This is a genomic window from Sphingomonas sp. CL5.1, assembly GCF_013344685.1.
Classification (GTDB): Bacteria; Pseudomonadota; Alphaproteobacteria; order Sphingomonadales; family Sphingomonadaceae; genus Sphingomonas.
The window spans coordinates 29,506-56,087 of record NZ_CP050137.1 but is presented as its reverse complement, the minus strand read 5'-3'; the positions used below and the strand labels follow the sequence as shown (position 1 = coordinate 56,087).

The 26,582-nt window shown below is 69.5% G+C and carries 26 protein-coding genes, 1 tRNA gene and 1 other RNA gene; 15 read left to right on the top strand and 13 right to left on the bottom strand.

The window, feature by feature from the left end:
- Positions 1-16: 16 nt before the first annotated feature.
- The 5 genes from F9288_RS00320 to F9288_RS00300 all read right to left on the bottom strand — a co-directional run bounded on the left by F9288_RS00320 (position 17) and on the right by F9288_RS00300 (position 5,123).
- A complete protein-coding gene (locus F9288_RS00320) occupies positions 17-418 on the bottom strand; it encodes a hypothetical protein (RefSeq protein WP_174834791.1) in 402 nt (133 codons plus the stop codon).
- Between the two features lie 253 nt (positions 419-671).
- Entirely contained in the window at positions 672-1,340 is a 669-nt protein-coding gene (locus F9288_RS00315; protein WP_174834790.1) for a DNA methyltransferase, read from the bottom strand.
- 705 nt (positions 1,341-2,045) lie between these two features.
- A tRNA-Thr gene (locus F9288_RS00310) sits at positions 2,046-2,120 on the bottom strand.
- A 263-nt stretch (positions 2,121-2,383) separates the two neighbouring features.
- Positions 2,384-4,183 (bottom strand): aminopeptidase P family protein, encoded by a 1,800-nt coding sequence (locus tag F9288_RS00305; RefSeq protein WP_174834789.1) that lies wholly within the window; start codon positions 4,181-4,183, stop codon positions 2,384-2,386.
- A gap of 19 nt (positions 4,184-4,202) precedes the next feature.
- The gene (locus F9288_RS00300) at positions 4,203-5,123 is read right to left on the bottom strand and encodes a DUF808 domain-containing protein (RefSeq protein WP_174834788.1); all 921 of its coding nucleotides are present in this window, start codon (positions 5,121-5,123) and stop codon (positions 4,203-4,205) included.
- A gap of 418 nt (positions 5,124-5,541) precedes the next feature.
- Between F9288_RS00300 and F9288_RS00295 the strand changes: the two genes are divergently transcribed.
- The 3 genes from F9288_RS00295 to F9288_RS00285 are packed head-to-tail and all read left to right on the top strand — an operon-like array spanning position 5,542 to position 8,557.
- Positions 5,542-7,602, top strand: coding sequence for a S9 family peptidase (locus F9288_RS00295; RefSeq protein WP_174834787.1), 2,061 nt, complete (start codon positions 5,542-5,544; stop codon positions 7,600-7,602).
- Positions 7,599-8,159 carry a DedA family protein gene (locus F9288_RS00290; protein ID WP_174834786.1) on the top strand — a complete coding sequence of 187 codons (561 nt, stop codon included), beginning with the start codon at positions 7,599-7,601 and terminating at the stop codon, positions 8,157-8,159. Before F9288_RS00295 ends, F9288_RS00290 begins: the two co-directional genes overlap by 4 nt.
- Entirely contained in the window at positions 8,156-8,557 is a 402-nt protein-coding gene (locus F9288_RS00285) for a thioesterase family protein (RefSeq protein ID WP_174834785.1), read from the top strand. Before F9288_RS00290 ends, F9288_RS00285 begins: the two co-directional genes overlap by 4 nt.
- A gap of 21 nt (positions 8,558-8,578) precedes the next feature.
- Here the strand turns inward: F9288_RS00285 and F9288_RS00280 are convergent, their stop codons facing one another.
- On the bottom strand, positions 8,579-8,884 hold the full coding sequence (locus F9288_RS00280; protein WP_174834784.1) for a hypothetical protein: 306 nt from the start codon (positions 8,882-8,884) through the stop codon (positions 8,579-8,581).
- Between the two features lie 83 nt (positions 8,885-8,967).
- Entirely contained in the window at positions 8,968-11,637 is a 2,670-nt protein-coding gene (gene ppc, locus F9288_RS00275) for a phosphoenolpyruvate carboxylase (RefSeq protein ID WP_174834783.1), read from the bottom strand.
- Positions 11,638-11,763: 126 nt separating this feature from the next.
- Here ppc and ald point away from each other — a divergent pair, with 126 nt between their 5' ends.
- Genes ald through F9288_RS00255 form a run of 4 tightly spaced genes read left to right on the top strand, consistent with a single transcriptional unit; the run spans position 11,764 to position 15,725 of the window.
- Positions 11,764-12,846, top strand: a complete 1,083-nt coding sequence (ald, locus tag F9288_RS00270; RefSeq protein ID WP_174834782.1) for an alanine dehydrogenase — start codon at positions 11,764-11,766, stop codon at positions 12,844-12,846.
- Between the two features lie 45 nt (positions 12,847-12,891).
- Complete coding sequence (gene hrcA / locus F9288_RS00265) at positions 12,892-13,935, top strand: heat-inducible transcriptional repressor HrcA (protein ID WP_174834781.1); 1,044 nt, start codon at positions 12,892-12,894, stop codon at positions 13,933-13,935.
- Positions 13,936-13,957: 22 nt separating this feature from the next.
- Entirely contained in the window at positions 13,958-14,497 is a 540-nt protein-coding gene (gene grpE, locus F9288_RS00260; RefSeq protein ID WP_174838730.1) for a nucleotide exchange factor GrpE, read from the top strand.
- 4 nt (positions 14,498-14,501) lie between these two features.
- A complete protein-coding gene (locus F9288_RS00255) occupies positions 14,502-15,725 on the top strand; it encodes a threonine synthase (RefSeq protein ID WP_174834780.1) in 1,224 nt (407 codons plus the stop codon).
- A 42-nt stretch (positions 15,726-15,767) separates the two neighbouring features.
- Here the strand turns inward: F9288_RS00255 and F9288_RS00250 are convergent, their stop codons facing one another.
- A complete protein-coding gene (locus F9288_RS00250) occupies positions 15,768-16,601 on the bottom strand; it encodes a TauD/TfdA family dioxygenase (protein ID WP_174834779.1) in 834 nt (277 codons plus the stop codon).
- A 74-nt stretch (positions 16,602-16,675) separates the two neighbouring features.
- On the opposite strand from F9288_RS00250, the gene F9288_RS00245 reads away from it, so the two are divergent.
- A complete protein-coding gene (locus F9288_RS00245; protein ID WP_174834778.1) occupies positions 16,676-17,326 on the top strand; it encodes a Crp/Fnr family transcriptional regulator in 651 nt (216 codons plus the stop codon).
- A gap of 83 nt (positions 17,327-17,409) precedes the next feature.
- On the opposite strand, the gene ssrA is transcribed toward F9288_RS00245, so the two are convergent.
- Positions 17,410-17,758, bottom strand: a transfer-messenger RNA (tmRNA) gene (gene ssrA / locus F9288_RS00240).
- A 42-nt stretch (positions 17,759-17,800) separates the two neighbouring features.
- On the opposite strand from ssrA, the gene F9288_RS00235 reads away from it, so the two are divergent.
- Complete coding sequence (locus F9288_RS00235) at positions 17,801-18,232, top strand: Rrf2 family transcriptional regulator (RefSeq protein ID WP_174834777.1); 432 nt, start codon at positions 17,801-17,803, stop codon at positions 18,230-18,232.
- A gap of 46 nt (positions 18,233-18,278) precedes the next feature.
- On the opposite strand, the gene mscL is transcribed toward F9288_RS00235, so the two are convergent.
- Positions 18,279-18,710: a large conductance mechanosensitive channel protein MscL gene (gene mscL, locus F9288_RS00230; RefSeq protein ID WP_174834776.1), complete on the bottom strand. Its 432-nt coding sequence runs from the start codon at positions 18,708-18,710 to the stop codon at positions 18,279-18,281.
- Between the two features lie 108 nt (positions 18,711-18,818).
- Here mscL and F9288_RS00225 point away from each other — a divergent pair, with 108 nt between their 5' ends.
- The 4 genes from F9288_RS00225 to F9288_RS00210 are packed head-to-tail and all read left to right on the top strand — an operon-like array spanning position 18,819 to position 21,503.
- The gene (locus F9288_RS00225; RefSeq protein ID WP_254621004.1) at positions 18,819-19,394 is read left to right on the top strand and encodes a LemA family protein; all 576 of its coding nucleotides are present in this window, start codon (positions 18,819-18,821) and stop codon (positions 19,392-19,394) included.
- 8 nt (positions 19,395-19,402) lie between these two features.
- A complete protein-coding gene (locus F9288_RS00220) occupies positions 19,403-20,296 on the top strand; it encodes a YgcG family protein (protein ID WP_217482622.1) in 894 nt (297 codons plus the stop codon).
- Positions 20,296-20,967, top strand: coding sequence for a TPM domain-containing protein (locus F9288_RS00215; protein WP_174834774.1), 672 nt, complete (start codon positions 20,296-20,298; stop codon positions 20,965-20,967). The genes F9288_RS00220 and F9288_RS00215 overlap by 1 nt, the downstream gene beginning before the upstream one ends.
- Complete coding sequence (locus F9288_RS00210; protein WP_174834773.1) at positions 20,964-21,503, top strand: NUDIX hydrolase; 540 nt, start codon at positions 20,964-20,966, stop codon at positions 21,501-21,503. Before F9288_RS00215 ends, F9288_RS00210 begins: the two co-directional genes overlap by 4 nt.
- Here the strand turns inward: F9288_RS00210 and F9288_RS00205 are convergent.
- The 3 genes from F9288_RS00205 to F9288_RS00195 form a co-directional block, all read right to left on the bottom strand.
- A complete protein-coding gene (locus F9288_RS00205) occupies positions 21,482-21,763 on the bottom strand; it encodes an ETC complex I subunit (protein WP_174834772.1) in 282 nt (93 codons plus the stop codon). The two genes, F9288_RS00210 and F9288_RS00205, sit on opposite strands and share 22 nt — an antisense overlap.
- 10 nt (positions 21,764-21,773) lie before the next feature.
- Positions 21,774-24,221 carry an ATP-dependent helicase HrpB gene (hrpB, locus tag F9288_RS00200; protein ID WP_174834771.1) on the bottom strand — a complete coding sequence of 816 codons (2,448 nt, stop codon included), beginning with the start codon at positions 24,219-24,221 and terminating at the stop codon, positions 21,774-21,776.
- A 233-nt stretch (positions 24,222-24,454) separates the two neighbouring features.
- The gene (locus tag F9288_RS00195) at positions 24,455-25,438 is read right to left on the bottom strand and encodes an adenosine kinase (protein WP_174834770.1); all 984 of its coding nucleotides are present in this window, start codon (positions 25,436-25,438) and stop codon (positions 24,455-24,457) included.
- 92 nt (positions 25,439-25,530) lie between these two features.
- Here F9288_RS00195 and F9288_RS00190 point away from each other — a divergent pair, with 92 nt between their 5' ends.
- Together F9288_RS00190 and F9288_RS00185 are read left to right on the top strand one after the other, a co-directional pair.
- Positions 25,531-26,199 carry an EI24 domain-containing protein gene (locus tag F9288_RS00190; protein WP_174834769.1) on the top strand — a complete coding sequence of 223 codons (669 nt, stop codon included), beginning with the start codon at positions 25,531-25,533 and terminating at the stop codon, positions 26,197-26,199.
- The gene (locus tag F9288_RS00185; RefSeq protein ID WP_174834768.1) at positions 26,196-26,570 is read left to right on the top strand and encodes a hypothetical protein; all 375 of its coding nucleotides are present in this window, start codon (positions 26,196-26,198) and stop codon (positions 26,568-26,570) included. The genes F9288_RS00190 and F9288_RS00185 overlap by 4 nt, the downstream gene beginning before the upstream one ends.
- Positions 26,571-26,582: the final 12 nt, after the last annotated feature.

Below are 26,582 nucleotides of genomic sequence, written 5' to 3'. Positions count from 1 at the left end.
ATGATGGGCGCGGCGATCAGGTAGCGGGTTGATCCAGCACGCGCGCACCGGCGAATCCTCCCAGAATGGCGCCGATCACCGCCACCGCGATGACGGCCCACTCATCGACGCCCATGATCCGGCTCAAGCTGACGCTAACCGAGGCGGTCGCAACAGCGGCGGGAAGCGCGAACAGCAGTACGAATCCCAGCCGCGCCAGCCCGCGCTCGGGTAGCAGCGCCAGGAGTGCGCGGCCTGTCGCGACCGTCGCCACAAACATGCCGAAACCTATCAGGAACGTGGTCGCGCCCGATGCTCCGGCATGGTCGGCGGCGAATGCAGCAGACAGACCGAGCGAGAGCGGCAACGCCCACGCGGCGGCGGTGAACAGGAACCAGACGAAGAGTGCGAGGATCGGGAACAGCAGCGCGATGGCCATCTCGGCCTCCTTCGATGGGTCGAGGTGCGCCTTTCCCGCCATCCGCCATGACGCATTGGTTTTATACCATTTTCACCGCGCAAGCGGAATCCCGAACAGTATTGCGAGCCGGGCCGCGGCCCGGCTAGCGCGATTTTGCGCGGTCCGCGCAAGCGGGCCGCCCGCCCTGGTCGGCGGCTGCGTCTCGCCGGTTCGGTTATGGGGCGGCGCCCGTCCATACGGACGGGCGCCGATGAAGAGAAAGGGTGAGGGATCAGGCCGCGATTGGGCCGATCGGACGGGCCAGCCGCCGCCGCGCGGTGCGATAATGGCCGTTGTCCAGCTCGATGCCTGCCCAATCGCGCCCGAGCCGCTGTGCCGCGTCCAGCGTGGAACCCGAACCGCAAAACGGGTCCAGCACGAGGTCGTTTGGGCGCGTGAAAGCCTCGATCAGCGGCATCAGCGCCTCGACTGGCTTCTGGGTCGGGTGCAGCCGGTTGCCGGTATAGGGGAAGTCCAGCACGTCGGGAACCGGATGCGCCGGTAATACCGGCTCGCCCTTCGCCAGCAGATAGGCTTGTTCGTGCTCGTAGCGCAGAAACCGCTCCGACGACGCATAGCCCTTGTGGAACACGATATGTCCGACGATGCGGAATCCCGCTTCCTTCCACGCTTCGAAAAACAGGTCGATCTTGTTCCAGCCGTAGAAGCTGACGCAAAAGCCGCCGTCCTTCAAAACGCGATGCATCTGGTTGAACGCTGGGCGAAGCCACCGGGCGTTGTCGTCATTGGCGACGGTCCGACCGTCACGGCTGCGGTAGCGGGTGATATAAGGCGGGTCGGTTACGATCATGTCCACCGATCCCCGGTCGAAACTGCGCATCACGTCGATGCAATCCGCGTTGAAGATCACATTGCGGGGCGCCTTTGCATTTCTGGTCATTTCCATAATCCCTGGCCTGAAGATCAGCGTAGCGATCTGCCGCGGTGACCTTCTGGCCGTCGCCGAGACTGGGGTAGCAAAGCGGCAAGGGCGGCCGGGGCGGAGGGGTATCTCCCGGCTTGCACAAGCCGAAGGCGCGGAAGGTTGGGGACACCGTCCCGGACGGCGAAGCTTCCCTTGCGCGTCGCGGGGGCAAAGCCCCTAGCAGCCCCGCGCCGCCTCGGCGGCGCACAGGAAATCGCACTCTTGCGAAAGGCCGGCCGGTGCGGCGGCGTGCAGCGGTCGCGGATGTCGGTTGCAATGGCGAGGTCTGGATGATCGGTCTCGTCTAGAACCGGCCCGAGGCGCTCAAAAAGCTCGCAAATCGCCCGCACGCCATAACGCCTTCCCGGGTGCGATACTCCTTCTGTGGGTGGATGCGATGAAGGAAAGCAGGGAGGCGATTAGCGACGACACCTAACTGGTCAGCGGGCTCCCTTTGGGGGCGCGCGCGACACGTCATCGAGAAGCCCCGTTTGAAATAAGATCCGGGCGGCTTCGATGGTTGCGGACGATAAACTGTTCGCTACCGAGCGTAGTCGATAACAGCTGGTTGCTCTCTTTTCAGTGGATACGAATTGGAGACGAAGGTGGTAGCGAAGGGCCTCGTACCCAACTTCGCGTCCCCCGGAGGGGTGGTTTGTCACTGATATCTGAGGAGAAAAATGGTGCTGCCGGTGAGGATTGAACTCACGACCTCAGCCTTACCAAGGATGCGCTCTACCACTGAGCTACGGCAGCATGACCCGAAGGACAGGCGCGCCCTAGAGACGAGGGCGGCGGCATTGTCAAGGCGTTGCGGGCGCGCAATAGCATATTGGATGGTGAACGACAGAGAAGAACGGGCCGCGAGGCTTGCCGGGCAATTGCGCGCCAATCTCAGGAAACGGAAGGAGCAGTCGCGGGGGCGGCCGGCCGGCGAGTGGGGGGTGGAGGATTCGCCGATGTGCGGGCCCGATGCCCCGGACGCGACCGGGGATTCGCCGGCGCGCTGACCCCGCCCGTCACCGCCCGATCGGACGGCAGCGCTCGATCAGCCAGCCGCGATCCTCGCCCTCCAGCACCGCGCCCAGCGCCGTCTCCACCCGCGCGTGATAGGCGTCGAGCCACACGCGTTCCGCCGCGTCGAGCAGCGCCGGCTCGATCAGGTCGCGGTCGATCGGGGCCAGCGTGAGCGTCTCGAACGCCAGCATCGGGGTTTCGCCGCCGAGGATCTCGCGCTCGACGATCAGCAGCAGGTTCTCGATGCGGATGCCGTAATCGCCGGCCTTGTAATAGCCCGGCTCGTTCGAGAGGATCATGCCCGCGCGCAGCGGCTCCTGCGGCCCGCCGCCGGCATAGCCGGGCTTGGCGATCCGCGCGGGGCCTTCATGGACCGAGAGATAGCTGCCGACGCCGTGGCCGGTGCCGTGGGCGAAATCGAGGCCGGCCCGCCACAGCGGCAGCCGGGCGAGCGCGTCGAGCTGCTGGCCGGTGGTGCCGTGTGGGAAGACGGCAGTGGCGAGCGCGATATGGCCCTTCAGCACGCGGGTGAAGCGGTCGCGCATCTCCGCCGTCGGGGCGCCGATCGGCACGACGCGGGTGAGATCGGTGGTGCCGTCGGCATATTGGCCGCCCGAATCGATCAGGTAGAGCTGGCCCGGCTCGATCGGCGCGTTCGATTCCCCGGTGACGTGATAATGCGGGATCGCGCCGTGCGGGCCGGTGGCGGAGATGGTGTCGAACGACAGGTCCTTGAGCGCGCCGGTCGCCTCGCGAAACTCCTGGAGCCTAGCGGCGGCGGAAAGCTCGGTCTGCCCGCCCTTCGGCCCTTCGATCGCGATCCAGCGCAGGAAGCGGGTGAGCGCCGCGCCGTCGCGCAGGCTGGCGGCGTGATGGCCCGCGATCTCCGCCGGGTTCTTGCACGCCTTGGGAATCACCACCGGATCGCGCAGCGCCAGGATCGTGCCGCCGCCCGCCTCGATCGCCAGCGGGATTGCCGCGACCGACAGCGAGGGATCGACCGCCACCCGCTTGCCCGCGAAGCCGCCCAGCGCGGGCGCGAAAGCCGCGCGATCATGCACGCGCACCGCATTGCCGAGATGTTGGCGCACTGCGTCGGTCATCTTCCCAGGCGATACGTACAGGTCGGCGGTGCCGTCGGCATTGACGATCGCATAGGCCAGCGCGACCGGCGTGCGCGCGACATCGGCGCCGCGCACGTTGAGCAGCCACGCGATCGAATCGAGCGCGGCGAGCACCACCGCATCGGCCTTCTGCTCCGCGAGCCAGTCGGCGACCGCCGCACGCTTGTCGGCGGAGGAACGGCCGGCGACCGCATCGCCGTGGACGGAGAGCGTCGCGTCGGAGGGGGCGGGGCGGTCGGGCCAGATCGCGTCGATCGGGTTGGTGTCGACCGCCACCAATGTCGCGCCGACCTTCGCCAGCGCGGCGGAGGCTTCGTCCACCCATGCGCGGGTGTGCAGCCACGGATCGAAGCCGATCCGCGCGCCGTCCGCCGCGTGATGCTCCAGCCATTGCGCCACGCTCGTCTCCGGCACGCCGACGAATTGCCAGTCGCCCCCGTCGACCTGCTCGCGCACTTGCAGCGTATAGCGGCCATCGGTGAAGATCGCGGCTTCCTGCGGCAGCACCACCGCCGTTCCGGCCGATCCCTGGAAGCCGGTGAGCCACGCGAGCCGCTGCGCATAGGCGCCGACATATTCGCTCATATGCTCGTCGGTCAGCGGCACGACGAAGCCGTCGAGGCGCTGGCGGGCGAGCTGTTCGCGGAGGGCGGCGAGGCGGGCGGAATGGCTGGACATGGTTTCTTCCGGTTCTGGATCAGTGACGCCGCCGGACGAGATGGAGCACACCGGCGATCATGCCGCCCACGATAAGCCCGGCGATCGCGGAGAGGAAGGCGGTGACGAGCCACCCGCCCACGCCGCCGGCCATGCCGCGCGCCGCCTCGCCGGCGTGATGCACCCAGCCGGGGAGGGGCGTCAGGTGGAAATGCTCCAGCCCGTGGACGATGATCTGCCCGCCGACCCACAGCATCGCCGCCACGCCGATGTGGGAGAGCAGGCTCAGCACCACCGGCATCGCCGTGACCAGCCCGCGTCCGATCCGTTGCGTCATCGCGCCGGGGCGGCGGGCGAGCGCGAGGCCGATATCGTCCATCTTCACGATCACCGCGACCGCGCCATAGACGCCGGCGGTGATCGCCACCGCGACGACCGCGAGCGCGATCGCCTGCGTCACGATCGGCCGCCCGGCGAGCGAGGCCAATGCGATCGCCATGATCTCCGCCGACAGGATCAGGTCGGTGCGGATCGCGCCGGCCACTTGACGGTCCTCCAGCTGCTTCGCGTCGGCGGCGGCGACCGCCGCGTCGTCATGCTTCGCGCCGCCCAGCGCCTCGACGATCTTCTCCGCCCCCTCGAAGCAAAGGAACGCGCCGCCCGCCATCAGGATCGGGGTGATCGCCCACGGCGCGAAGGCGGAGAGGATCAGCGCCGCCGGCAGCAGGAACACCAGCTTGTTGCGCAGCGAGCCGAGCGCGATCTTGCCGATGATCGGCAGCTCGCGCGCCGGTGACAGGCCAACGACGTAGCGCGGCGTGACGGCGGTGTCGTCGATCACCACGCCCGCCGCCTTGGCGCTCGCGCGGCCGGCGGCGCCGGCCACGTCGTCGAGGCTGGCGGCGGCGAGCTTGGCAAGCGCGGCGATGTCGTCAAGCAGCGCAACAAGGCCGGCGGCCATCGGTAATCCTTTGCAATCCGAAGAAGTTGCCGACCATCGCGCGGGTTCACGGGCTAGCGCAAGCGGGATAGTGGATGGCGCTGCCGCCGAAACGGGGGAGAGCGGCCGTGCGGCGATGGCGCTCGATCCCCCGCACTGTTGCTCCGCCGGTGCCGGTCCTGCCGGCGGCTCCACTCCAAATCTTCTTATGATTCGGCGCGCTTCAGCGCGGCTCCCTTGCGCGGTTTCGCGGCAAAAAGAAAGGCCGGTCGTGAGACCGGCCTTGAAAGTTTTTAGGAGAGGATGCCTGAAAGGCCCGACCCTTGTGCGCCGCAACATAGCATTGTGCAACTGCAAACTAAGTATTTACGGATGCAAAAGCCGCAATCGCCGTGCGCGGCCGCATCGACAAGCCCGGATCGGCGGTTATGGAGGGCGGATGACCTTTCCCGCACCGCCCCGCGCCGCGACGCGCCCGCACAGCTATACCCGCCACGGCATCACCATCGACGATCCGTGGGCGTGGCTGAAGGATCCCAACTATCCCGACGTCACCGACAAGGAGGTGCTCGCCTATCTGGAGGAGGAGAACGCCTATTTCGAGACGGTGATGGCGCCGCTCAAGCCGCTGACCGACCGGATCAACGCGGAGATGCGCGGCCGGATCAAGGAGGACGAGGCGACCGTCCCGCAGAAGGACGGCGACTGGCTCTACTGGACGGCGTTCGACATGGGCGGCCAGTATCGCAAATGGTGGCGCAAGCCCGTCGCCGGCGGGCCGGACGAATTGCTGCTCGACGAGCCGGCGCTGGCCGAAGGGCATGAATATTTCCGGCTCGGCGCGTTCGCGGTGTCGAACGACGGGACGAAGCTCGCTTATGCGATCGACGATTCCGGCGCGGAGCGGTTCGAGATCCGGGTGAAGGACCTGACCACCGGCGAGCACCTGCCGGAGGTGATCCCCGGCATGCTCTCCGACATCGTGTGGACGGCGGACGATTCGGGCTTCCTCTACGGCCTCGCCAACAAGGAATGGCGCACCGATAACGCGCGCTTCCACCGGCTCGGCACCGATCCGGCCGGGGATGTCGAACTCTATCACGAGGATGACGAGGGCTATCGCGTCGCCGTCTCCGAAACCAGTGATCGCAAGTGGATCATGATCGCCACCGGCGACCATGTGACGAGCGAGGTGCGGCTGTTGCCCGCGAACGATCCCTTCGCGACGCCGATCATGGTCGCCCCGCGCCTGTCGGGGCGCGAATATGATGTGGATACGCACGGCGACACCCTGTTCATCCACACCAACGACACCGATCCGATGTGGCGGCTCGCCACCGCGCCGATCGCCGCGCCGGGCGAATGGACCGAACTGATCGCGCCCTCGCCGAATTTCTACATGACCGGCGTGGAATGCTATCGCGACTTCTTCGTGGTGGAGGGGCGCGAGGACGGCCTCGATCAGATCGCCATCCATCGCTACGATGCGCCGCGCGAGGGCAGGCGCATCGCCTTTCCGGAGCCGAGCTATACCGCCGGCCTGGGCGACAATCCCGAATATGACCAGCGGGTGCTGCGGCTCGGCTATGAATCGATGGTCACGCCCGGCACGGTCTATGATTACGACACCGCGACCGGCGCGCTGACCGTGCTGAAGGTGCAGGAGATCCCATCCGGCTATGACGCGGGCGGATACCGCACCGAGCGGCTGAAGATCGTCGCGCGCGACGGGACGATGGTGCCGGTGTCGATCGTCTATCCGGCGGATTTCCCGAAGGACGGATCGCGGCCGCTCTATCTCTACGGCTATGGCGCCTATGGCCATGCGATTCCGCCGGGCTTCTCGACCGGGCGGCTCTCGCTGCTCGATCGCGGCTTCGCTTATGCCATCGCGCATATCCGGGGCGGCGACGATCTCGGCCAGCAATGGTATTTCGACGGCAAGCTGGAGAAGCGCGCCAACACCTTCAACGATTTCGTCGACGTGGCGAAGGGGCTGATCGCCCAGGGCTGGACCAGCGCGGGGAAGATCGCGATCGCCGGGCGCTCGGCGGGCGGCGAGTTGATGGGCGCGGTGGTCAATTCCGATCCGGAACTGTGGGGCGCGGTGATCGCCGACGTGCCGTTCGTCGATGTGCTCAACACGATGCTGGACGAGACGCTGCCGCTCACCCCCGGTGAATGGCCCGAATGGGGCAATCCGATCACCGACAAGGCGGCGTTCGAGCTGATCCGCGGCTATTCGCCCTACGATAACGTGAAGCCGCAGGCCTATCCGCCGCTATTCATCTCCGGCGGCCTCAACGATCCGCGCGTGACCTATTGGGAGCCGGCGAAATGGGGCGCGAAGCTGCGCGCGACCAAGACCGACGATAACGTGCTGCTGCTCAAGACCAACATGGGCGCGGGGCATGGCGGCAAGTCGGGCCGGTTCGACAGCCTCTATGAAGCGGCGGAGGAACATGCCTTCGTCCTCTGGCAATTGGGCGTCGAGCGGTGACGATCGAGACGCTCGTCGCCCGATACGGCCTCGCCGCGCTGTTCCTCGGCGCGGGGCTGGAGGGCGAGACGGTGGTGGTCGCCGGCGGCCTGCTCGCGCATCGCGGGCTGTTTCCGCTGGCGGGCGCGATGGCGGCGGCGGCGCTGGGATCGTTCGCGGCGGACCAGTTGTGGTTCTTCGTCGGGCGGCGCTTCCACGATCACCGCATCGTGCGGCGCGCCCGCGAGAAGCCGGCGTTCGAAAAGGCGATCGGTTTTTTCGAGCGCCATCCGGTCGGCTTCATCTTCGCCTTCCGCTTCATCTACGGCTTCCGCACCGTCAGCCCGATCGCGATCGGCACGACGAATGTGGCGGCGCGGCTGTTCGTGGCGGTGAATCTCGTCTCGGCGATCCTGTGGGGGATCGTTTTTTCAAGCCTCGGTTATCTGTTCGGGCGCGGGGTCGAGCAATTCATGGGGCGGCTGCAACCGGATACGCACACGTTGCTGGCGATCCTTGCGGGTGTGATCGTCGCGACGGCGCTGTTCTTCGGCGTCCGCTACTGGCGCAAGGCATGAGGCGTTTCTCACGCCCCTTCGTCGCCGCGCCGGCGGACATCGATGAGCTTGGCCACGTCAACAACGCGATATGGGTGCGCTGGGCGCAGGATCTCGCGGTGGCGCATTGGGAAGCCGTCGCGCCGGCGGCGATGCGCGATGCCTGCATCTGGGTCGTGACGCGGCACGAGATCGATTATCGCGGCAATGTCGCCGAAGGGGAGGAAGTGACCGGCGAGACATGGGTGCCGGACGCGCCGCGCGGCGCGCGCTTCGATCGCCATTTCCGCTTTATCGGGCGGGACGGGCGGGTGATGGTGGAAGGCGTCACCACCTGGGCCCTGGTCGACCGCGCGAGCGGCCGCCTGCTGCGCGTCAGGCCCGAGATGACGGCGCTGTTCGGCGTCCCCTCCGCATAACGAGAGGGGACGCCCGCGTGCTCAGCTATAGTGGCAACGCTTCTTGGCGGTGATGGTGCGGTCGATCGCGCGGCCGGCGAGCGCGCCGCCCGCCGCCCCGGCGACCGTGCCGAGCGCGCCATGACCCAGCACCGAGCTGCCGACCAGCGCGCCGCCGACGCCGCCCGCGACCAGACCCGTCGTGCCGCTCGACCGGCGGCAGCGCTTCACGCCGCGATATTTGTGCTTGTAGGTCTTGGCCTGCGCCGAGCCGGAGCTGACCGGCATGGCGAAGGAGACGGGAACGGCGAGCGACATGGCGCCCAGTGCCAGCATCAGTTTGCGCATATTCGGCATCCTTTCTGAGCGGATCGTAACGCGGGCATGACGTAGATCAAGCGTGACGGTTGCGAAACGCGGGCAGGCACGGCTCAACCCGAATTGCGCAGCGCGGTGGCGATGGCGTTGATCGACAAGAGGATACCCTCGCTGATCCGCTCGTCACGCTCGCCCGCGCGGTGGCGCTTCATCAGTTCGATCTGGAGCAGGTTGAGCGGCTCGATATAGGGCAGCCGCAAGCGGATCGAGGATTCGAGCGCCGGATGCTTCTCAAGCAGCCGCGACTGACCGGTGATGGCGAGCAGCCCGTCATGGGTGCGCTTCCAGCCATCGCGAATCCGGCCGAACACCTGCTTGCGCAGCGCGGCATCCTCGACCAGCCCGGCGTAGCGTTCGGCGATGCCCATGTCCGATTTCGCCAGCACCATCTCCATGTTGGCCAGCGTCGCGGCGAACAGCGGCCAGCCCTCCGCCATCCCGGCGAGCAGCGCCTTGTCCCCGAACGCGGCGATCGCGCTGCCCACGCCGTACCAGCCCGGCAGCATCACCCGCGCCTGCGCCCAGGAGAATACCCAGGGGATCGCGCGCAGATCCTCGATCCGGTGGCTCTTCGTGCGGCTCGCGGGACGGCTGCCGATCTTGAGGCCGGAGATTTCGGCGATCGGCGTCATCTGGCGGAAGAAGGTGGTGAAGCCCTCCGTGCCATAGACGAGATCGCGATAGGCATGGAAGGCGGTGTCGGACAGCGCATCCATCGCGCGGGCGAAGGTCTCGTCCTCGGCGCTGGTGAGTTGCGGCGGCTCGAGGCTGGCGAGCAGGGTTGCGGATGCCATCGCCTCCAGGTTGGTCGCGGCGCTTTCGCGCGTGCCGTATTTGCCCGCGATCACCTCGCCCTGCTCGGTGATGCGGATGCGGCCCTGCACTGTGCCCGCCGGCTGGGCGAGGATCGCCGCGAAGCTCGATCCGCCGCCGCGCCCCACCGCGCCGCCGCGCCCGTGGAAAAGCTGCATCCCGACGCCGGCGGCCTCGAACACCGGCTTCAGCGCGGTTGACGCCTTCGACAATTGCCAGGTCGAGGTGAGGTAGCCGCCGTCCTTGTTCGAGTCGGAATAGCCGATCATCACTTCCTGATGCCCGCGCGTGGCGAGGATCGCGGCGATTTCCGGCAGGGCGAACCATTCGGCCATGATCGCCGGCGCGGCCTCCAGATCCTCGATCGTCTCGAACAGCGGCACCGCCATGATCGCGGCGCCCGGCTCCGCGCCGGGACGATAGAGGCCGGCCTCCTTGAGCAGCAGGTTGACCTCCAGCAGGTCCGACACCGATTTCGCCATCGAGACGATATATTGCCGGATGCAGCCGGGGCCGTAGCGGCGATGCGCCTCCGCCGCCGCGGCGACGATCGCCAGCTCGGCGCGCGTCTCGTCCGAATAATCGGTGTAGCGCGACATCAGCGGGCGCGGGCTGGACAGCTCGTGGCGCAGCAGCATCACGCGCTGGTCCTCGTCGAGCGCGGCATAATCGTCGCACACGCCCGCGACCTTCAATAGCTCCGCCACGACGCGCTCGTGCACCGCGCTGTTCTGCCGCATGTCGAGCGTCGCGAGGTGGAAGCCGAACACCTCGACCGCGCGGATCAGCCGCCCGATCGCGCCGCCCGAGGCGAGCAGGCCGGCCCCCATCGCGGCGAGCGGACCGGCTAGCGCGAGCAGGTCGGCGCGGAACGCGGCCGGATCGGGATAAGGCTCGCCGGTCAACGTGCCCGGCCGGGGCGCGGGCTTGCCGGTCAGCGCGAGATGCGTCGCGGCGAGCCGGGCGTAGATGCCGGAGATCGCGCGGCGATACGGCTCGTCGCTGCGGCTTTCGGCCATGTCGCCGCTTTTCTCCGCCAGTTCCGCCACCGCCGCGTCGATCGGCGCCAGCTCGCTGGAGATCGACAGCTCCGCGCCCAGCGCGTGCAACTGGTCGAGATAATGGACCAGCACCGTCTCGCCCGCGCGGGCCAGCGCGGCGCGCAGCGATTCCGCCGTGACGAAGGGATTGCCGTCGCGATCGCCGCCGATCCAGCTTCCGGGGCGCAGGAAGGACGGCACGCGCGTCCCCATCGCCCGGTCCCAGCGCTGGTAGAGCGCAGGCAGCACCGGCAGGAACACGTCGCGCAGATAGCTGAGCGCCGTCTCCACCTCGTCCGCGACGTAGAGCCGCTCGCGGCGCAGCACGCGCGTCTCCCACAGCAACGCGACCTGCCGCACGATCGCCTCGTCCACGCGGTCGCCGTCGCGCGTCGTCTCGATGCCGCGATCGCGCAACGCCATCAGCGCGGCGATGCGGTTGCGGTGGTCGATCATCGACTTGCGCCGCACCTCCGTCGGGTGCGCGGTGAGCACCGGGGCGACGAGCGCGTGATCGAGCAGCGCGGCGACCGCCGCCTTGTCCACGCCCTCGCGCGCCAGCCGCGCCAGCGCGGCGGCGACGTCGGCGCCCTCCTCGGCGGCGACGCCCTGCCGGTCCTCGGCGAGATTGGCGAGCATCGAGAACAGCATGAAGCCGCGCACGAAATCGAGCGTCTCGTCGAGCGTCAACGCCTCCAGATGGTGATCGACCGGCGGCCCGCCGCGCCGGTGCCGCTCGACCGAGGCGGAGCGGATCGCCTCCGTCGCGGCGAACAGCCGCTCGCCCCCCAGCGCGCGGATGACGTCGCCCAGCACGCGGCCGAGATAGCGCACGTCCGGGTTGTTGGTGATCGAGGGGAGGTCGGCCATGGATTCGGATGCTGCAACGCAATATTTTGCGGGTCAATCGCGAAACCGCGCGAAAATTGCTCTTTCGCGTGTCTTCAAATGGAATTGTTGCGCTTATATCGCGCGCAACGTGCAGGAGATGGCAAGATGCTGGTCGGCGTCCCGCGAGAGATAAAGAACAACGAGTTCCGCGTCGGGCTGACGCCGGGCGCGGTGCGCGAATATCGCGCCCACGGGCATGAGGTGATCGTGGAGAGCGGCGCGGGCGCGGGGATCGGCGCGGACGACGAGGTCTATGCCCGATCCGGCGCGCGGATCGTCGATACCGCCGCCGAAATATTCGCCCGCGCCGGCATGATCGTGAAGGTGAAGGAGCCGCAGCCGCAGGAGTGGGCGCAGCTTCGCGAGGGGCAGATATTGTTCACCTATCTCCACCTCGCGCCCGATCCCGATCAGGCGCGCGGGCTGATGGCCTCCGGCGTCAGCGCGATCGCCTATGAGACGGTGACGGACACGTCGGGCGGCCTGCCGCTGCTCGCGCCGATGAGCGAGGTGGCCGGGCGGCTCTCGATCGAGGCCGGTGCGAGCGCGCTGCGCGCCGTGTCGGGCGGACGCGGCCTGCTGCTCGGCGGCGTGCCGGGGGTGCCGCCGGCCAATGTCGTGATCCTCGGCGGCGGGGTGGTCGGCACCAATGCCGCGCGGATGGCGACCGGGCTGGGCGCGAACGTCAGCATCTTCGACCGCTCGCTGCGGCGGCTGCGCCAGCTCGACGACATGTTCCACGGGCGGGTGAACACGCATTTCTCCACCATCGCCGCGATCGAGGAGGCGCTCGCCACCGCCGACGTGGTGATCGGCGCGGTGCTGGTGCCCGGTGCCGCCGCGCCCAAGCTGGTGACGCGCGGGATGCTCAAGCTGATGAAGCCGCGCGCGGTGCTGGTCGATGTCGCGATCGACCAGGGCGGCTGTTTCGAGACGTCGCATCCGACCACCCATGCCGATCCCACTTATGAGGTGGACGGCGTGATCCATTATTGCGTCGCCAACATGCCCGGCGCGGTGCCGCTCACTTCCAGCCATGCGCTCAACAACGCCACCTTGCCTTACGGGCTGGCGCTGGCGGAGAAGGGGCTGGCCGCGCTGGACGACGATCCGGGCCTGAAGGAAGGGCTGAACGTCGATCGGGGGAAGATCGTCAACAAGGTGGTGGCGGCGGCGCTCGGGTTTTGAGCCGGCCGTTGAGCCGGCGCGCGCGCCACCCTACATCCCTCCGCGATGAACGACGGCACCCCAGTCAACGAGCTTAGCGACCGCGCGCGGGATATCTTCCGCCGCGTGGTGGATAGCTATCTCGAAAGCGGTGTGCCCGTGGGGTCGCGCACGCTGGCGCAGGCGGGGCTGAGCCTGTCGCCGGCGTCGATCCGCAGCGTGCTCGCCCAACTGGAGATGATGGGGCTGCTTGCCGCGCCGCACACCTCCGCCGGGCGGATGCCGACCGAGCTTGGCCTCAGGCTGTTCGTCGATGGCATGATGCAGGTGTCCGAACCGAGCCGCGAGGAGCGCGCCGCGATCGAATCGCGCGCCGCCGGTGGCGGGCCGGTGGAGGAGGCGCTGGCCGCCACCACCGCCGCGCTCTCCGGCCTGTCCGCTTGCGCGGGGCTGGTGATGGTGCCCAAGCATGAGCAGGTGCTGCGCTCGATCGGCTTCGTGCCCCTGTCGCAGACGCAGGCGCTCGCGGTGCTGGTCAGCGAGGACGGCGCGGTCGAGAATCGCGTGATAGACCTGCCCCCCGGCGTCACCGCCGCCGCGCTGGTGGAGGCGGGGAACTACATGTCCGCCACGCTCTCCGGCCTGACGCTGTCGCAGGCGCGGGCGCGGATCGACCGCGAGGTCACCGCCGGCCGCGCCGCGATCGACGCCACCGCGCAGGCGCTGATCCAGCGCGGCATCGCGGTGTGGAGCGAGGATGGCGGCCGCCGCCCGGTGCTCATCGTGCGCGGGCAGGGGCGGCTGCTCGACGATGCCGCCGCCGCCGATCTGGAGCGGGTGCGCGACCTGCTCGACGATCTGGAGGGCAAGCAGGAGATCGCCGCGCTGCTCGATTCGGCGCGCGCCGGGGACGCGACGCGCATCTTCATCGGCGCGGAGACGAAATTGTTCGCGCTTTCCGGCTCGTCGGTGATCGCCAAGCCCTTTCGCGGGCAGGACGGGCGCGTCGTCGGCGTGGTGGGGGTGATCGGCCCGACGCGGTTGAACTACGCGCGCGTCGTGCCCATGGTGGATTTCACAGCCGCGACGCTCGCCCGCCTGATCGGGTGAGCCGCCAACAGACAGGAAGATGATGACCGACGAGAACACGACCGAGAACCTGCGCGACGAAACCGCCGAGGCGGCGCCCGAGGTCGCCGAGCATGACCGCGCCGGCGAGCTGGAGGCCGCGCTCGCCGAGGCGAAGCAGCAGGTGCTCTATGCCCAGGCGGAGGTGCAGAACGTGCGCCGCCGCGCCGAGAAGGACGCCGCCGACGCGCGCGCCTATGCCGCGACCAGCTTCGCGCGCGACGTGCTGTCCGTCAGCGACAATCTGGAGCGCGGCCTCGCCGCCATCCCGGCGGACCTGCGCGAGGACGAGAAGATGAAGGGCGTCGTCGCCGGCCTCGACGCGACCATGCGCGAGCTCGCCAATGTGTTCCAGCGCCACGGCATCACCCGCATCGCCGCGCTGGGCGAGAAGCTCGATCCCAACCGGCATCAGGCGATGATGGAGGTTCCCTCCGCCGATGCCGAGCCGGGGACGATCGTGCAGGAGATGCAGTCCGGCTGGATGATCCGCGACCGGCTGCTGCGCCCGGCGCTGGTCGGCGTCGCCAAGGCCGCCGGCTGAGCGGATGAATGCGAATCTGACGGTTGATCGGCCGACCTTCGTCACGCACCTCGAATGCTCGCTGACCGGCGAGCGTTATGAGGCGGATCAGCTCCACGGCCTGTCCCGCGCGGGGCGTCCATTGCTCGTCCGCTACGATCTGGACGCGGTGAAGGCGGCGCTGCCGCGCGACGTGCTCGCGGCGCGCGAGACCGATCTGTGGCGCTGGCGCGAGCTGCTGCCGGTGCGACGGACGGAGAATGTCGTCAGCCTCGGCGAGGTCGAGACGCCGCTCGTCCCGATCCCGGCGGCGGGCGGCGCGAAGGTGCTGGTCAAGGACGAGGGGCGCCTCCCCACCGGCAGCTTCAAGGCGCGCGGGCTGGTGATGGCCGTGGCGATGGCGAAGGAGCTGGGCGTCACCCGCATCGCGATGCCGACCAACGGCAATGCCGGCGCGGCGCTCGCCGCCTATGCCACGCGCGTCGGGATCGAGACGATCGTCTTCTGCCCGGAGGACACGCCGGAAGTGAATGTCCGCGAGATCGCGATGCAGGGCGCGCGCGTGTGGCGCGTCAACGGCCTGATCGACGATTGCGGCGCGATCGTCGGCAAGGGCGCGGCGGAAGGGCGCTGGTTCGATTTCTCGACGCTCAAGGAGCCGTACCGGATCGAGGGCAAGAAGACGATGGGGCTGGAGTTGGCCGCGCAATGCGGCTGGCGGCTGCCCAGGGCGATCTTCTACCCCACTGGCGGCGGCACCGGGTTGATCGGCATGTGGAAGGCGTTCGACGAGCTGGAGAAGCTCGGCTGGATCGGCCCCGAGCGGCCGCGCATGTATGCGGTGCAGGCGGCCGGCTGCGCGCCGATCGTCCGCGCGTTCGAGGCGGGCGAGGAACATGCCGAGCGCTGGGAGGACGCGCATACCGTCGCCGCCGGCATCCGCGTGCCGCGCGCGGTGGGCGATTTCCTGATCCTGCGCGCGGTGCGCGAGAGCGGCGGCAAGGCGCTCGCGGTCGGCGATCCCGCGATCCTGAAGGCGGTGGAGGATTGCGCGCGCCACGACGGCCTGCTGCTCTGCCCCGAGGGCGGCGCGACGCTCGCCGCCTATCGCCAGGCGCTGCGCGACGGGGAGGTGGACGAGGATGAGGAAGTGGTGCTGTTCAACTGCGCCACCGGCCTCAAATATCCGATGCCGGAAGCGCCGCGCGCGCTCGATCGCCACGCGCCGATTGATTTCGACCTGCTCTGACGATCCAGCCCCTCCCGGCGTGGGCGGGGGCTGGATAGCGCGTCATTCCAGCGGCTCTCCCGAGATGGTGATGCGGTGCATCAGCCGGCGGTGGCCGTGATAGTCGTTCATCGCGAAATGCCATGTCGAGCGATTGTCCCAGATCGCCAGCGATCCCGGCGCCCATTGCACGCGGCACTGGAATTCTGGCCGCATCCCCACTTCATAGAGATATTGCAGCAGCGGCAGGCTCTCCTCGCGCGTCCAGCCTTCGAAATGCAGCGTGAAGGCGGGGTTGACGTAGAGTAGCTCGCGCCCGGTCACCGGATGGCGCAGCGCGACGGGGTGGACGGCGCGGGTGCGGATGTCATGGCCCTTCAGGTCGGCTGCCTGATCGGTCTGCGCATAGATGCCGCCCGTGCTGTAGATGTGATCCGCCGAATGCACCGCGCGCAGCCCGCGCAGCGTGTCCTTCAGCCCGTCCGACAGCGAATCGAACGCCGCGCCCATGCCGGCGAACAGCGTGTCGCCCCCGCTCGGCGGCGTTTCGCGCGCGAGCAGGATCGAGCCCATCGCCGGCACCTGGTCATAGCTGTGGTCGGTGTGCCAGCCGCCGCCGATATTGGTGGTCTGCGTCTCCGATTTCCGCACCTCGGCGATTTCGGGATAGCCGCCGTTGGCCGGGAAATAATTGTTCACGTCGATCCCGCCCCAGCGCCGCGCGAAGGCGATATGCTGTTCCGGCGTGAGCTGCTGATCGCGGACGAACAGCACGCCGTGATCGGCCACCGCCTGCCGCAGCGCGCCGAACGCGGTGTCGTCGATCGCATTCAGGTCGATATTGAGCGCCTCGACGCCGACATGATCGGCCAGCGGGGCGAAGTGCACGTTGCTCATCTCGTCCTCTCCTTGTTGCGGGCAATCTATCGCCGGCGCTGGCATCGGAATGTCACCTTCGTTACATTGGTCGCATGGAAATTGAGACGCTCGCGCTGCGCGGCGCGTGGTTCGCGCATCTTCCGCCGCCGTTGCGCGCGGCGTTGCTGCGCGCCGGGCGGGTGGTGCGGCTGGGCGCCGGGCAATGGGTCTATGGCGAGGGCGACGAGGAGACGGGCGTCGTGCTGGTGCTCGACGGGGCGCTCCGGATCGAGGCGTCGGTGGGGGCGGAACGCGACGTGCTGGTCAACCTCGCGCCGGCGGGCGCCGCGTTCGGCCAGTCGCGGCGCGGCGGCGGCGGGCCGCGCATCGTCACCGCGCGCGCGGCCGGCCGCGCCACGGTGATGCTGGTCGCGGACAGCGCGCTGGAGCGGATCGCGGCGGAGCAGCCGCTGCTGTGGCGCGCGGTCAGCGAGCTGGTTTACGGCCAGCTCGACGCGATGGTGCATCTGGCGGCGCAGATGCTCGCGCTCGGCCCGCGCGGACGGATCGCGGCGCGGCTGCTGGCGTTCGGCGGCGAGGGCGGCGCGGCGCTGGGCCAGGCGGACCTCGCCGAGATGTGCGGCCTGTCGCGCAAGTCGGTCAACGCGCACCTCGCCGCCCTGGAGCGGCGCGGGGCGATCGCGCGGGGTTATGGGCGAATCGCGATCCTCGATGCGGGCGCGTTGCGGATGTTGGTGGAGTGACGTGGCGGAGGGGCGGGGAGGGTACGGTTTCCCGCCCGCGTCCAGGGTGGGGAGCTTCTGTTGCCCGGCGCTCCCCGTGCCGCTGGAATCCGCTTCTGTTGCCCGGTGCGGTCCAACCGCGCTTTTGTCCTTGTAATCTAGACCGTTAGGTCACTGATTACGCGGCAATCGCGAGCGCCTCGTTGTCGTTGGCACTTGTGTACGGGCCGTCACGGTGGTCCCATTCCGGGCAAAAGCCAGCGCTTTTCAACACACGTCGATCCTGGTTCGGCCCCGTCATCATCCGCCCGGAAGGACGGTTGGTGGTGGAGCCGCCGGGTACTGCCCCCGGGTCCGCTGCGCCTATTAATCGCCGGCGTTTATCGCCATAGCCGTGGGGCAAGCCCCGCGAGCACGACCGATATAGGGAAGGATCACGAAAACGGAAAGCCCGCCTTTCGCTCGCCATAATGCGGGTGCATAGAATAGAGTATCATGTTGACGCAGCGTTCCCGTTACGCGCTCCGCGCGATGCTTTTCCTGGCGGAGGCCCCCGCCGCCAGCCCCCCGATCCCGATGAACCGCATCGCGGCCGAGGCGAACGTGCCGCGAAAATTCCTCGAGCTGATCCTTGCCGACCTGCGCGACGCCGGGCTGCTGCTCAGCCATCGCGGCAAGATGGGCGGCTATTGCCTGTCGCGCGCCAGCCACCTGATCTCGCTGGGCGACATCATCCGCGTGATCGAGGGGCCGCTGGCGCTGGTGACGTGCGTCAGCCGCACCGCCTATCGCCCGTGCAAGGATTGCAAGAGCGAGGCGGATTGCGCGATTCGCCACGCGATGATGCGCGTGCGCGACGAGACGGCGCGCATCCTCGACGGCACCAGCCTCGCCGACGCCACGGCGGAGGATCTGGTCGCGGCCTGAATCCGCCGCCGCCCCGGCCGGAACCGGGAGCGGCGGGACGGTCGCGTCAGGCCCCGCGCCGCGCGCGCAGCTCGTCGCGGATCTCGCGCAGCAGCACCACATCGGCCGGATCGGCGGCGGGCGCCTCCTCCTTCTTCGGCATCACGCGGTTCACCCCGCGCACGATCAGGAAGATTATGAAGGCGACGATCAGGAAGTTCACCGCCTGCGTGATGAACTCGCCATAGCCGAGCAGCGGCACGCCCGCCTTCTTGAGCGCGGCATAGTCGGTCGAGCCTTGCAGCTTCGCCGGCACCTCTCCCAGCACGATGAAATAGCTCGAGAAATCGAGACCGCCGAATATCTTGCCGATCACCGGCATCAGCACATCCTCGGTCAGCGAGGTGATGATCTTGCCGAACGCCGCGCCGATGATGACCGCCACGGCAAGATCGATCACGTTGCCGCGCGCGATGAACGCCTTGAATTCCTTGAACATGGGCCCGCACTCCTGTTGGGTCGCGCAAGGTTAACCACACGATTGCCCCTTCGCCAAGCGCGACAAGTGCCTTATATGGCTATGACAGAAACAGGAGGATCATCGCCGATGACGCTTCGTCCGATTGCCCTGACCGGCCTCGCGCTTACGCTCGCCGGCTGCGGGATCAACACGATTCCCACCGCGGAGGAGAACGCCAAGGCGCGCTGGGCCGACGTGCAGAACCAGTATCAGCGCCGCGCCGACCTGATCCCGAACCTTGTCGCCACGGTGAAGGCCGCCGGCGCGCAGGAGAAGGACATCCTCGTCGAGGTGACGCAGGCGCGCGCCTCCGCCAATCAGGTGAAGGTGTCGGGCGACCAGCTCACCGATCCAGCCGCGATGCAGCGCTACCAGACGGCGCAGGCCGGCCTCACCATGTCGCTCCAGCGCTTGCAGGAGGCGTATCCCGAGCTGAAGAGCCAGGGCAATTACACCACGCTGATGAGCCAGCTCGAAGGCACCGAGAACCGCATCACCATCGCCCGCAACGATTACAATACGGCGGTGCAGCAATATAACACCACGATCCGCACCTTCCCCGACGCGATCGGCGCGAAGATCTTCTACGGCGCGAAGCCGATGGTGCCGTTCGCCGCGACCACGCCGGGGGCGGACACCGCGCCGAAGGTGAATTTCAACTGAGCCGGATGATGCGCCCCGGCCCGACCGCATCCCCGGCGCGGGCCGGGGTTTTCACCACGCTGCTGCTCGCGCTGATGGCGCTGGCGGCGGCGCTGATCGCGATGCCGGCCGGGGCGCAGACCTTTCCCAAATTCACCGGCTTCGTGGTGGACGACGCCGGCATCCTGCCGCCGCAGGTGCAGGCCGATCTCACGCAGAAGCTGGAGGCGTTGCAGCGCGATACCAAGCGGCAACTGGTGGTCGTGACGGTCAAGGACCTGCAAGGCTATCCAATCGAGGATTACAGCAACAAGCTGTTCCGTAGCTGGGGCGTGGGGCTGAAGGACGTCAACAATGGCGCGCTGTTCGTCATCGCCCCCAACGATCGCAAGCTGCGGATCGAGGTGGGCTACGGGCTGGAGCCGTTCCTCACCGATGCGCTGTCCAGCGTCATCATCAACAATGATGTCGTCCCGCGCTTCAAGGCGGGCGACATGCCGGGTGGCATCACGGCCGGCACCGATGCGATCATCGCGCAGCTCCGCGCCTCGCCGGAGGAAGCGCAGGCGCGGCTCGACGCGGCGGTGAAGCAGTTCGACCAGACTCACCGCGCGCAGCGTTCGGGTGGTGGCGGCGTGCCGATCGGCCTGATCTTCTGGGGCATGGTGATGCTGTTCGTCCTCCTGTCCTTCGCCCGGCGCGGCGGGCGCGGGCAGCGTTATGGCGGGGACGGCTCGGGCGCGCTGCCGATCGTCCTCTGGTCGATCGCCAGCGAGATCGGGCGGCAGGCGACGCGCGGCGGCGGTGGTGGCGGCTGGGGCGGCGGCGATTCCGGCGGTGGAGGCGGCGGCTGGGGTGGTGGCGGCTTTGGCGGCGGCGGTGGCGGATCGAGCGGCGGCGGCGGCGCTTCGGGGGGTTGGTGATGCGGATGACGGCGGAGGATCGCGATCGCGTCACGGCGGCGGTGACGGCCGCCGAGGCGGGTACCGACGGGGAGATCGTGACGGTCGTCGCGCGCGCGTCCGATGCCTATCACGATGTCGCGCTGCACTGGACGTTGCTGGCGATGCTGCTGGTGCTGGCGCTGCTCGCCGCCTTTCCGCGGGAAACGGTCGAGCGGCTGCACCTGCTGGTCGATCCGTGGGCGCCGGCCGTCTCGACCCGCGCGGCGCTGACCATCGCGCTGTTCCTGCTCGCCGTCACCTTCCTGATCTGCCGCCTCGTCCTCGCATGGCGGCCGCTGCGACTCGCGCTGACGCCGGGGGCGACCAAGGCGCGCCGCGTCCGCGCCCGCGCGCTCGCCATCTTCCGCGCCGCGGCCGAGAAGCGCACGGCGGCGGGCACCGGCGTGCTGCTCTACCTCAGCCTCGACGAGCATCGCGCGGAGATCATCGCCGACGCCGCGATCCACGATCGCGTGCCCGACGAGACCTGGGGCGCTGCGATGGCGGCGCTGGTCGGCCCGCTCCGCGAGGATCACCCGGCCGACGGCATGGTCGCCGCCGTCGGCCAGATCGGGCTGGTGCTCGGGGAGCATTTCCCGCGCACGCCCGGCGACACCAACGAACTGCCGGATCGACTCATCATCCTATGACCGCCGAAACCGTATGGGAGGGCCGCTTCATCCGCGTGGTGAAGCAGGGGAAGTGGGAATATGCCGCGCGCTGCCGGGGGATCGGCGCGGCGGTGATCCTGGCGATCACGCGGGCGGACGAGGTGATCCTCGTCGAGCAATATCGCGTGCCGCTCGGCCGCAATTGCCTTGAGCTGCCCGCCGGGCTGGTCGGCGACGAGCAGGAGGGCGAGGATATCGCCCCCGCCGCGATCCGCGAGCTGGAGGAGGAGACCGGCTATCGCGCCGGCCGCGTCGAGCCGCTCGGCTTCTTCCATTCCTCGCCCGGCATGGTGAGCGAGGGCTTCACTTTGGTCCGCGCGCACGATCTGGTGAAGGTCGGCGCGGGCGGCGGGGACGGAGACGAGAATATCATCGTCCATGTCGTCCCGCGCGGCGAGGTGGCGGCGTTCGTCGCGCGCAAGCGCGCCGAGGGCGTCGCGATTGACGTGAAGATGCTGCTGCTCCTCGCCGATACGCTGATCGGCGGATCAGATCAGCGGAAATTGTCCGCGTAGGCCTGCAGCTTCAGCTTGCGCTCCGGCGCGGGAATCACGGTGAAGGCCAGCCCCTCGCGCTCGGCATAGGCGATCGCCGCCTCGCTGGTCGGGAAGCCGAGCCGCACCTGATCGCGCGTGTCGCCGCTGCCGGCCCAGCCGGTGAGCGGATCGGGGCGCTTGGCCTCGGCCGGTTCGAACTCGAGCACCCAGCGGTCGGTGCGATACTTGCCCGATTGCATGGCGTTCTTCGGGCGCTGGTAGATGCGAGCATTAGGCATGGGCGCTTCCTTAGCCCGATTGTCCGCGCCTTGCATCGGCATTTTTCGTGCGCAGCGTGGCGTTGGCGCCGGCGGGATCATCCGGCCACGGATGCTTTGGATAGCGGCCGCGCATCTCCTTCGCCACCGCCGCCCAGCTTCCGGCCCAGAAGCCGGGCAGGTCGCGCGTCGTCTGGATCGGCCGCCCGGCGGGCGAGGTGAGCGACAGGACGAGCGGCACGCGCTCCCCACCCACGACCGGATGCTCCGAAAGTCCGAACAGCGCCTGCACGCGCAGCTCGACGCGCGGCCCGCCCTCCGCGCCATAGTCGATGGCATGGTTGCTGCCGGCGGGGCTGGTGAAATGCGCGGGGGCGATCCGCTCGATGCGCTGGAGGTCGTCCCACGAGAGGAGGCCCCGGATCGCGTCGGTCAGCGCGCCGGGCGCGATCGCGTCGAACCGGCGCTTTCCCTCCACCGCCGCCGGCAGCCATTCGTCGAGCCGGTCGAGCAGCGCAGCATCGTCCAGCGGCACGCCGGCATAGCCCGCGCGGACCCGGAAGGCGCGTGCGCCGTCGCTCCATGGCAACAGGTCGAGGCCGTGCCGACGCACCCCCTCGACCAGCGCCGCGCTGATCGCCTCGGGCGAGGCATGGGAGTCCGGCCCGCTCGACAGCCGCACCGCGCCGAGCCGGCGCTCGCGCAGCGGCCGCACCGCGCCGGTCGCCGCGTCGAACTCGGCGGTGTGGCGCGTCTCGATCCGGTCGGCGAACAGCGCCTCGACCGCGTCCGGCTCGATCGCCGCCGCCGAGAGGATGCGCGCGCCGGCCGCCATGCCCTGCGTCTCCGCCACGGCGAGCCATTCGTTGCGCGCGAGCGGCGAGGCGGGGTCGAGCCGGAAGCCGCGTCCGCCGGCCGACGCCCAGCGCTCGCCTGAGGCATCGCGCCGCCGCGCCACGCGATCGGGGAAGGCGAGGGCGATGCAGGTCGCTACGGCTTCCGCGCCGCCCGCTCGTCCGCCGCCGCCAGCCAGCTTCGCCCAGCGCGCCGCGAGGCTCCGCGCCGCCTCCGCCTTGCGCGAGCGGTCGCCGCGCCAGCGCCGCAGCCGCAGCTCCAGATCGGCGTCATTGCCGCCCAGCCCGCGCTCGCCGAGCAGCACCGCGATCTCCGCCGCCGTCGCCGCCAGCCCCATCTCGCCGGCACGGACCAGCATGTGCGCGAGGCGCGGCGGCATCGGCAAGGCGGCGATGGCGCGGCCGTGCGCGGTCGGGCGGCCGTCCGCGTCGATCGCCTCCAGCACGGCGAGCCGCGCGCGCGCCTCCGTCACGGCGGCGTCGGGCGGTGGATCGAGCCACGTGAGGTCGCGCGGATCGGCGACGCCCCAGAGCGCCGACGCCAGCACCAGCGCCGACAGGTCCGCCTCCAGTATCTCCGGCGGGTCGAAGCGCGGCAGGCCGGCGGTGGCCGCCTCCTCCCACAAGCGATAGGCGACGCCGGGCCGTTGCCGCGCGGCGCGGCCGGCGCGCTGCGTCACCGCCGCCTGGCTCGCGCGCTCGGTGACGAGCCGCGTCATCCCCGCCGCGCGATCGTAGCGCGGGCGGCGCGCGAGGCCGGAATCGACCACCACGCCGATGCCGTCGAGCGTCAGGCTGGTCTCCGCGATCGAGGTGGCCAGCACCAGCTTGCGCGCGCCGTCCGGCTCGGCGCGGATCGCGGCGCGCTGCGCGGCGGGGTCGAGGCTGCCGTGGAGCTTGTGGAGCGTGACGCCGGGTACGCCTTCCAGCCGCTCGGCAGTGCGCTCGATCTCGGCCACGCCGGGGAGGAAGGCGAGTACGCCGTCCGCCGTCTCGCGCAGCGCCTGCCGGATCGCGCCGGCCATCGCCTCCTCGATCCGCGTCTCGCCGCCGCGCCCGAGATAGCGCAGCTCCAGCGGCCAGCTCCGCCCCTCGCTCTCGATCACCGGCGCGTCGCCGAGCAGCCGGGCGAAGCGCGCGCCGTCGAGCGTCGCGGACATGGCGACCAGCCGCAGGTCCGGCCGCAGCCCCCCTTGCGCGTCGATCGCCAGCGCGAGGCCGAAATCGCCGTCGAGGCTGCGCTCGTGCACCTCGTCGAACAGCACGGCGGAGACGCCCGCAAGCTCGGGATCGTTCTGGATGCGCGCGACGAAGATACCCTCCGTCACCACCGTCACGCGCGTCTGGGCGGAACGCTTCGTGTCGAGGCGCGTGGCATAGCCGAAGGTCCGGCCGACCGGCTCGCCGGCCAGCGCCGCCATCCGCTCCGCCGCCGCGCGCGCGGCGAGGCGGCGGGGGGAGAGCAGCAACACCTCGCCGCCGCACCAGCCTTCCGCGATCAGCGCGGGGGCGACCGCCGTGGTCTTGCCCGCGCCGGGCGGCGCGACCAGCACCGCCGCCGATCGCTCGCGCAGGGTGGCGAGCAGGTCGGGGAGGACGGCGTGGATGGGGAGGGCAGGCGTCACGATCGGCCCTTTACCCCGTTCGAGCTGAGCTTGTCGAAGCCCTGCGCTTTCTTCGGAGGAAGGGCAGCCCTTCGACAAGCTCAGCTCGAACGGGGGGAGAGGAAGGCGCGCACCTCCCACCGTCACCCCGGCCTTGTGCCGGGGGCCACTGTGCCACCAGTTCGCCGCAAGAGCCTCTTGCCCAGCCTTTGCCGCCCGGCGGACCCCGGCACAAGGCCGGGGTGACGGGTCAGTCAAGCCAGCGTCTTCAGGTCCACCAGCGGCCGCGCGCCGTAATGGCTGATGACCTCCGCCGCGCAGGCCGCGCCCAGCCGCAGCGAATCCTCCAGCCCGCGTCCTTCGGCCTGCGCGTGGAGGAAGCCGGCCGCGAACAGGTCGCCCGCGCCGGTCGTGTCGATCACCTTGTCCACCGGGGCGGCGCCGACGCGGACGCGCTCGCCGCCCGTGATCGCCATCGCGCCCTTCTCGCTCAGCGTGACGACGAGCAGCGGCACCTTCGCCCGCACCGCCGCGATCGCCGCCTCCACGTCGCCGGTCTCGGTGAGGCACATGATCTCCGCCTCGTTGGCGAACAGCACGTCGATCAGGCCGTGGTCGATCAATTCGCGGAACGCGCCGCGATGGCGCTCGATGACGAATTCCGCCGAAAGCGTGAAGGCCACCTTGCGCCCGGCCGTGCGGGCGACGTCGATCGCGGCGCGCATCGCGGCGCGCGGCTCTTCCGGGTCCCACAGATAGCCTTCGAGATAGAGATAGTGCGCGTCGGCGATCAGGTCGCGGTCCAGCGCCGCGGCGGGCAGGTAATGCGACGCGCCGAGGAAGGTGTTCATCGTGCGCTGCCCGTCGGGCGTCACGAAGATCAGGCAGCGGCCGGTGGTCGGCTGGCCGGCGCGCGCGACGGTGTCGAAGCGGATGCCGGCCGAGCGGATGTCATGCGCGAAGACCTGCCCGAGCTGGTCGTCGGCGACCTGCCCGATGAAACCGCACTTGCCGCCGAGCGAGGCGATGCCGGCGATCGTGTTCGCCGCCGAGCCGCCGGAAACCTCCTGCCCCGGCCCCATCCTGGCATAGAGCGCGTCGGCCTCCTCCGGCGAGAAGACGAGCTGCATCGCGCCCTTGGTCATGCCGTTGCCGGTGATGAAATCGTCGGTGGCGGGGGCGATGATGTCGACGATGGCGTTGCCGATCGCGACTACCGCGTAACTGGGCTTGGTCAAGAAAGGAAATCCCCAACGGATTGAAGCTGGCGAGCGCCCTAGTCATGCCGTCCGCCTTGCGCAACCGGCCGTGACCGCGCATCTCACCCGCGATGTTCGGCGCTTTCGCCCTGTCGCTGGCCCAGTTGGGCGATCCGCGCATCCAGCGCGTGCTGGGCAAGAGCCTGCTCCTCACGCTCGCGCTGTTCGTGCTGCTCGGCGTCGGCGTGTGGTGGGGCGTGGAGGCGTGGGCGGCGCGATCGGCATGGCATGACGCGCTGGCCGGCGCCGCGACTGTCGTGGCGCTGGGCTTGGGCTTCTGGTTCCTGTTCCGCGCGGTGGCGATCGCGGTGGTCGGGCTGTTCGCCGACGAGGTGGTCGCGGCGGTGGAGGCGCGGCATTATCCGGCGGCGCTGGCGAGCGCACGGCCGGTGGCGATGCACCGCGCGGCGCTGATGGGGCTGCGCTCGGCGGCGCGCTTCCTGATCGTCAACCTGCTGCTGCTGCCGGCCTATGGCGTGCTGCTCGTCACCGGCGTCGGCACGGCGGCGCTGTTCTTCATCGTCAACGGCTGGCTGCTCGGGCGCGATCTCGCGGACATGGTCGCGGCGCGGCACATGGACGATGCGGCGATGCGCGCGTGGCGCCGGACGAACGGCGCGCGGCGCTTCCTGCTCGGGCTTGCCGCGACCGGGCTGTTCGTGGTTCCGCTGCTCAACATCCTCGCGCCGGTGCTCGGCGCGGCGATGGCGACGCATTTCTTTCATCGGGGACGGGCATGAGATCGGGGCTTGGGATCGTGGCGACGGCGGTACTGCTGGCGGGCTGCGCCTCGACCGGCACGACCCCGCCGCCGGCCACGTCCGCCGCCACCGTCGCGGTGCCGTACAATGCGATCGGGCTGGAGCGGGTGATCGGGCGGGACGCCGCCGCGCTGGTCAAGCTGTTCGGCCAGCCCGACGCCGACGTGCGCGAGGGGACGGCGCGCAAGCTCCAATTCCAGAGCCGCATCTGCGTGCTCGACGCCTATCTCTATCCGCGCGGGGGCGAGGAGCCGCGCGTCACCTATATCGACGCGCGCGAGCCGGACGGCAGCTCGATCGACCGCGCGAGCTGCGTCGCCGCGCTGACGCGCCGCGAGGGGAATCGCTGAATCCTCCGTTCG